The organism is Amycolatopsis pittospori (assembly GCF_013870525.1).
GTDB lineage: Bacteria > Actinomycetota > Actinomycetes > Mycobacteriales > Pseudonocardiaceae > Amycolatopsis > Amycolatopsis pittospori.
On record NZ_JACBXD010000168.1, the window covers coordinates 1 to 6,154 of the forward strand.

Consider the following 6,154-nt stretch of genomic DNA (forward strand, 5'->3'; position numbering starts at 1 on the left):
GCGGTGGGGATCGGGGGCGCGTCCGCTTCGGCCTTCTTCGGCTCACCGACCACAGTGGACTGTCCGTCCGGGCCGACCACGAGGTGCGCGGGGTCGCCGCCGGGCACCATACCCAGTTCCCTGGCCTTGGGTGCCAGCGAAGCGGGCGACTCGGCCTTCGCGACCTCGCGCTGCAGCCGTTCCTTCGCCTCGGCGAGCCCGGCGTTGGCCGTGCGCAGTTGTTCCAGGCGGTACGAATCGGCGATGGCCTGCGTGGTCAGCCACAACGTGGTCGCCACGCCGACGGCCAGCATGCCCATCATCAGCAGCACGAAGGACGCGCGGGAGCGCGGCCAGCGCAGCTTGAGCTTCTTCTTCGGCTCTTCCTTGCCCGCGCCGCCTTCGGCGTCGGGACGGTTGCGCTGCTGGTCGCGCTGCAACAGATCGGCGCGCTGGGCGCGGCGGGCGTAGGCGCGTTCGGCCGCCGACGTCCGGCCACGGGAGGCGCGGGTCGGCTTGGTGGTCTCCGGTGCGGCGGTGTCCGGCGTCTCGTCGACCGTGCTGGTCGCGCGGGCACGCCGTCCGGGCGCCGGTGCACCCCGGCGGCCGCGGGACTTCGCGGGAGCGGTCATCGTGCTCGGTCTCCGATCCGTTCGGCGGCTCGCAGCCGCACGGAGGCGGCCCGTGGGTTCTGTTCGGTCTCCGCCTCGCCGGCCTTCTCGGCCCCTCTGGTGAGCAGTTTCAGTTCCGGGCCGTGGCCCGGCAGTTCCACCGGAAGCCCTTCCGGGGTCCGGGATTTCGCCAGTTCCGCGAGGGCCTGTTTGACCAGGCGGTCCTCAAGGGACTGATAGGACTCGACGACGATGCGGCCGCCGACGGCGAGGCAGGACAGCGCCCGCGGCATCGCGCGCCGCAGCACCTCCAGTTCACCGTTGACCTCGATCCGCAACGCCTGGAAAGTACGCTTCGCGGGATGCCCGCCAGTGCGCCTGCTCGCCGCGGGGACCGCGTCGTAGAGCAGTTCCACCAGCCGTCCGCTGCGCGTGAAGGGTTCCTTCTCCCGTTCGGCCACAACGGCTTTGACGATCCGCTGGGCGAATCGTTCCTCGCCGTAGTCACGCAGGATCCGGATCAGCTCGCCCGGGCCGTAGGTGTTGAGCACGTCGGCCGCGGTGATCCCGGTGGTCGGGTCCATCCGCATGTCGAGCGGGGAATCCTTCGAGTAGGCGAAACCACGCTCGGAGCGGTCCAGCTGCATGGAGGAAACGCCGAGGTCGAAGAGGATCCCGTCCACTCTGGACAGTCCGAGACCTTCGAGCGCGGACGGCATCTCGTCGTAGACGGCGTGCACGAAGTCGACGCGATCACCATGCGGGGCAAGGCGTTTCGCGGAGAGTTCCAGCGCGTTGGGGTCACGATCGAGTGCGACCAGGCGCAACGAGGGGAAGGCTGTGAGCAGCGCGTCGGAATGACCGCCGAGCCCGACTGTCGCGTCGACCAGCACGGCTTCGCGGCCGGAGAAGACCGGCTCGAACAGTTCGACGATGCGGTCCAGCAGCACCGGGACGTGCTCGTGTTCGTTCGCCATGTCTTCCCCCCTTTCCTGTAGTGCCGGGGAAGATGCCGGATGCCGTCAGGTCCCTGTCCGCCCGCCTGCTGACCTGGTACCGGGGAAGGTGTACCAGGGCCACTGAGCGGACAGAGGCCTCACGGCATCCGTGTGGACGTTTCCCGGCGTGCCCGAAGCGTGAACCCGCGCCCCCCGACGGCGTGGGTGCTTCCTCGGTCACGTCTAGAAGACGCCCGGCAGAACTTCCTCTCGAGCCTTCGCGTAGCTGTCCTCGTGTTCGTCCAGGTAGCCCTGCCACGCTTGGGCATCCCAGATCTCCAACCTGGTGATCGCCCCGATCACCACGCACTCCTTGTTCAACCCGGCGTAGCGTCGGAGCTCGGGCGCGATAGCGACGCGTCCTTGCCCGTCCGGGCGTTGTTCGTCCGTCCCGGCGAAGAGATAACGCTGGTAGGCCCGGACCGCCTCGTTCGTGAACGGGGCGTCGGCGACCTTCCTCGCCATCTGCTCGAACTCGGCCCGGGGAAAGACGAAGAGGCAGTGATCCTGCCCCTTGGTGACCATCAGCCCACCGGCGAGCGCGTCGCGGAACTTCGCGGGCAGCGTGAGCCGCCCTTTGTCGTCCAGTTTCGGGGTGTGGGTGCCGAGGAACATCGGCTCCACCTCCCTACCGACTTCGGCTGCGAACAACCAAGGCCGGTCACGGGGCTCCCTACTGCCCCACTGCGCACCACCGTACCCCACTTTTCACCACAGTCAACGCGACAAAAGCCGCCACCACTCCGTCGTGTCAGACGTTTTCGCTGGTCAGCTCGGTGGGGCCTGGTGGGGGCGTGGTGGGGGACGGTGGCCAAGATCCCCCTGGGCGGGTATCGAAGCAACCTCATCTATGCCTGATGCGTCCGGAAAACGGCAGCCGGAACCCTGCCGTGGGGCGAATTGGGGGCGAAAGTGGGGAATCCGGTGTGGAGCGGTGGGGGAAGTGGGGAACGCGGGGGACACAGTGGAGCGTCGGAACGATCAGGGGTCGTGAGTGGTAAGGACGGTTAGAACCGTCCTTACCACTCACGAGGCCGTCGTGGGTTCATCCCAGGTATCCCGGCCGTCCTAACCGGACTCCCCACTCAGCGTTTGCGGCGACGGCCGTTCGTGCCGGGCGCGTCGCGCCGGCCGACGCCGCGCCAGTCCTTGGGCTTCTCCTTCGGTTCCGGCAGGAGCCCGCCGATGCCCTTTCCGGCGAACCAGCCGGCGACGAAGCCGGGAATCGCGCTCACGAAGAGGAAGAACAGCAGCCAGCCGAACGAGAACGGCGGCTGCGGGCGGTCCGCCGGGAGCGTGGTGTAGTGAAGCGTTCCGCGGCGACCGACCGATTCCATGGACACGACGTCCACGTCGCCCGACAGTTCCGAAGCCGAAGCGACGGTCGCGGAAGTGACCAGCGCCTTCCCTCGTACTTCCCGGTCCCACGTCACTTCCGCGCGACAGGCATGGACCAACCAGAACCTCGTCGCACTCCGTTCGCAGTCCTGGATGTGGGCCACACCGAACCGTTCCACCGTCTCCTCACCGCGCACTCCGAGAGCGACGCCGAGTGAGGCCATGAACCACACGACCACTACCGCGAACACGACACCGGTGAGGACCTTCAGGCTGAAGCGGCCACTTCGCTTCCCTTCCCGCTCGGCCGGCTCAGTCATCGTCGTCGAGCGAACCGCTGATCCGGCCGCTGTTGGGTGGTGAGATCCGGCCCGCTTCGGCCGAACCACCGTCGTACTGAGCGCGGTTCTCGGCGGCCGTCTTGCCGGCTTCCTTGGCGACCTTGAGACCGGTGTTGTCGGCGATCTTGCCCGCGACGGTGTTCTCCATCCGGTCCTTCGCACCACGGAGGTACTTGAGATTGTCGGCCTTGCTGAACCCGTCCAGTGTCCTGTCGCTGGCCTTGATCGCCTGATTGGCCTCGCGACCGAGGTCCGAAGCCTTACGTCCCAGCGTTCGCGCCGCTTCCCTGGCCCGGTCGCTCGATCCTTCGAACCGTTTGACGAACCGCTGGATGGCGCTCAGCAGCTTGCCGATCTTCTTTTGGATCTTCGCCATGACCTTGACCGCGTCGGCGAAGATGCTCGCGGTGAAAGCCGCGACGGAGCCGCCGAGGGTGAACCACGACGAGGCCAGCGCGAGCAGCGCCCGGGTGATCACGTCGCTGATGAAGGTGGCGATGATGTCGAAGACCAACGCCCGCGCGGTGGCCACCACCATGCCGCCGGTGGTGATCCACTGCGCCGAGTCCTTCGCTTCGGCGGCGACGTCTCGTAAAGACTGGGTGTACTGCAGCGCGACCCGGCGGTAGGCGATGGCCGCGTCACCGTCCCAACCGGACGTCGTGCTCAGTGACCCCTCATAGTCGCCGGCCACGGCCTCGAGTTCGATGGCGATGTTGTTCCAGGTCTGCGCGGCCTGCTGGACCAGATCCGGATCCCCGGTGAGGATCTCCAGCGGTTCCCGGATGAAGTCGAGATTCTCCATCAGCCACCCGACGCCGGCCTTCACCAGCTCACCGAGCGGGTTCAGGACCATCGACAGCATGTCCAGGCCGATCGAGACCCCGTCCATCGCGAGCGCGAACGCGTCGAGATCCTCGGGTCCCTTGGCCAGGTTTCCGGCCAGGCCCTCGATACTGTCGCCGAGACCGGCTCCCTTGAGGTACTTCTTCTCCTCTTCCTTCTGCGCGACCAGATCCTCGCTCACAGCTTCTTCCCCAGATCCCGGTTGAGCTGCGCCGCGTCGTCGTCGATCTTCGTGTAGTCCGTGGCCGCCTTCTTCAGGGCGTCGGACAACGCGTCGCCGAGGTTCGCCGCGCTGGTCATCAGCTCGTCGTTGTCGCCTTGGGCGAGTTGCAGGACCCCGCCGACGGGCACCGCGCACAGCAGGCCGTAGCCCGCGAAGCCACCCATGCCGACCTGGTCGGCGGCCGCGGAGGCCTTGCGGATGCGGGCGGCGAGGTCGGCGACCTGGTCCGCGTGGGCCTTGAGGCCTTCCGGCGAGACGCCGTATCCCGGCCCGCTCATGAGCGCCCGGTCCAGTCGACGTGCTGGAAGTCTTCGCCGTCGTCGTCATCGGACACGGGACGGGACGGCCGGGGTTTCGCGGGCGGCGCGGGAGGCGGTTCCGAGGGGACGCCGAAGCGTGCGGAGTCGTCCGGTTCCGGAGTGGACGGCGGTTCTTCCCGCGGCGGCAGGGTGCTCTTGATGAACTCGACGGCGTCGGAGTCCTCGCCGGTCAGCCCGGCCATGATCTCCAGCGTCCGGTCCGCGGCCCGCTCCGTCGCCTTGCGGTAGGTGCTCATGATCAGTGACGCGAGCTGGGCGGGCGGCCGTTCCTGCGCCTGCGGGGACAGCGCGAGCGACGTCAGGCCACCACCGGGGTTGACGGTCACCGTGACCAGCCTGTCGGGGCTGCTCAAGGTGACGACGTTGTTCTCCAGATCGGACTTCGCCTGCTCCGCCTTCGCCAGCAGGGCGGCACTGCGCTGTTCCTGTTCGCGCATCCATTCCCGCGGATCGCGGACCTGCCCACCGAACGGCACGCTCATCGAAACCCCTCCCCGAAAGCCCCCCTCGGGCGATCGACTCGTGAAACAGGCTAGCGGTCCGGATCGAGGAGCGCGGCCAACCGCGCGGCGAGCCGGGGACCATCCACAGGGGACACGTTCACCCAGGCCTGACCGCCGCGTCCCTCGCTCCGCACCGCGCAGTACGCGCCGACGTCGGTGTCGAACCAGGTCAGTCCGCCCGCCCGTCGTGACTTCCCGTCGCGGCCGCGCGTCCGCACGGTGAACTGGCCGGCGCTGTAGACCGGCCGCGCCTGGATGGCGAGCACCTCGCGGAGCTGACTGTCCGAAGCGGACGATCGGCCGCTCTCACCGAAGACCGGATCGTCCAGCTTCCCGTCGAACCGCGCCGCGGGCAGGCTGATCCCGTAGCCCGGGCCCGGCCGCATCTCCGGCAGGACGCCGACGATCGCGGTGAACACCTCGCTGTCGCTGATCCCGTGGAGCGCGATGGTCTGCTCGGGTTGCGTGGCCAGTACGCCGTGGCGGCCGCGCGCGGCCGCCACGGCACGGAACGGGGCCTCGGCCGTCATGTCCGCGAGCGCTTCGCATTCGACATAGACCTCGGCCTTCGCGAGCAGGTCCAGCCGGGCTTCGAGGGCGTCGTCCAGCCGGTCCCCGTCATAAAGGCCACGTTCGGTGAGGTTTTCGTAGACCGCGCCGCGGATCTCGGCGCGTTCCGCCTCCGTGCCGCCCACACTGCGAACGGACAGCGGCCACGGCGGCGCGGCGTGGCCGAGGTCGGACCAGAGGACGTCGAACGCGGAGGCGGAGACCCGGATCAAGACCGCCCCAGCTCGGGCGGTTTCCCGAAGGAGACCTTGGGGGTCAGCGAGTGGAGGGCGGCGTCGCGGTTGTTCATCACGTCGACGGCCTTGCGCCTGGCCTCTTCCGCCTCGGCGTGCCGGGCTTCCATCTCGTCGGCGAGCGCGGCGAGGGCCAGCAGGTTCCCGCCCGCGATCCTTTGTGGACTCTGATGTGTTCTCCGGTGCGTTGGC

Annotated in this window: 8 protein-coding genes and 1 pseudogene; all 9 read right to left on the reverse strand. The window is 68.5% G+C overall.

Annotated elements, in window-relative coordinates:
- A partial coding sequence (locus H5J31_RS39155) for a hypothetical protein (RefSeq protein ID WP_181777704.1) occupies positions 1-611 on the reverse strand: 611 nt, incomplete at its 3' end.
- A complete protein-coding gene (rsmH, locus tag H5J31_RS39160) occupies positions 608-1,567 on the reverse strand; it encodes a 16S rRNA (cytosine(1402)-N(4))-methyltransferase RsmH (RefSeq protein WP_181777705.1) in 960 nt (319 codons plus the stop codon). The genes rsmH and H5J31_RS39155, both read right to left, overlap by 4 nt.
- A gap of 204 nt (positions 1,568-1,771) precedes the next feature.
- Positions 1,772-2,203: a division/cell wall cluster transcriptional repressor MraZ gene (gene mraZ, locus H5J31_RS39165; protein ID WP_181777706.1), complete on the reverse strand. Its 432-nt coding sequence runs from the start codon at positions 2,201-2,203 to the stop codon at positions 1,772-1,774.
- A gap of 470 nt (positions 2,204-2,673) precedes the next feature.
- Positions 2,674-3,246 (reverse strand): DUF6346 domain-containing protein, encoded by a 573-nt coding sequence (locus tag H5J31_RS39170; RefSeq protein ID WP_181777707.1) that lies wholly within the window; start codon positions 3,244-3,246, stop codon positions 2,674-2,676.
- On the reverse strand, positions 3,239-4,294 hold the full coding sequence (locus H5J31_RS39175) for a WXG100 family type VII secretion target (RefSeq protein WP_181777708.1): 1,056 nt from the start codon (positions 4,292-4,294) through the stop codon (positions 3,239-3,241). The genes H5J31_RS39170 and H5J31_RS39175 overlap by 8 nt, the downstream gene beginning before the upstream one ends.
- Positions 4,291-4,614 carry a type VII secretion target gene (locus tag H5J31_RS39180; RefSeq protein ID WP_181777709.1) on the reverse strand — a complete coding sequence of 108 codons (324 nt, stop codon included), beginning with the start codon at positions 4,612-4,614 and terminating at the stop codon, positions 4,291-4,293. Before H5J31_RS39180 ends, H5J31_RS39175 begins: the two co-directional genes overlap by 4 nt.
- Positions 4,611-5,138: a YbaB/EbfC family nucleoid-associated protein gene (locus tag H5J31_RS39185; RefSeq protein WP_181777710.1), complete on the reverse strand. Its 528-nt coding sequence runs from the start codon at positions 5,136-5,138 to the stop codon at positions 4,611-4,613. The genes H5J31_RS39180 and H5J31_RS39185 overlap by 4 nt, the downstream gene beginning before the upstream one ends.
- A gap of 50 nt (positions 5,139-5,188) precedes the next feature.
- The gene (locus tag H5J31_RS39190; RefSeq protein ID WP_181777711.1) at positions 5,189-5,941 is read right to left on the reverse strand and encodes an ESX secretion-associated protein EspG; all 753 of its coding nucleotides are present in this window, start codon (positions 5,939-5,941) and stop codon (positions 5,189-5,191) included.
- Positions 5,938-6,154: pseudogene (locus H5J31_RS39195) on the reverse strand (hypothetical protein); the annotation flags it as partial. The gene H5J31_RS39190 and the pseudogene H5J31_RS39195, both read right to left, overlap by 4 nt.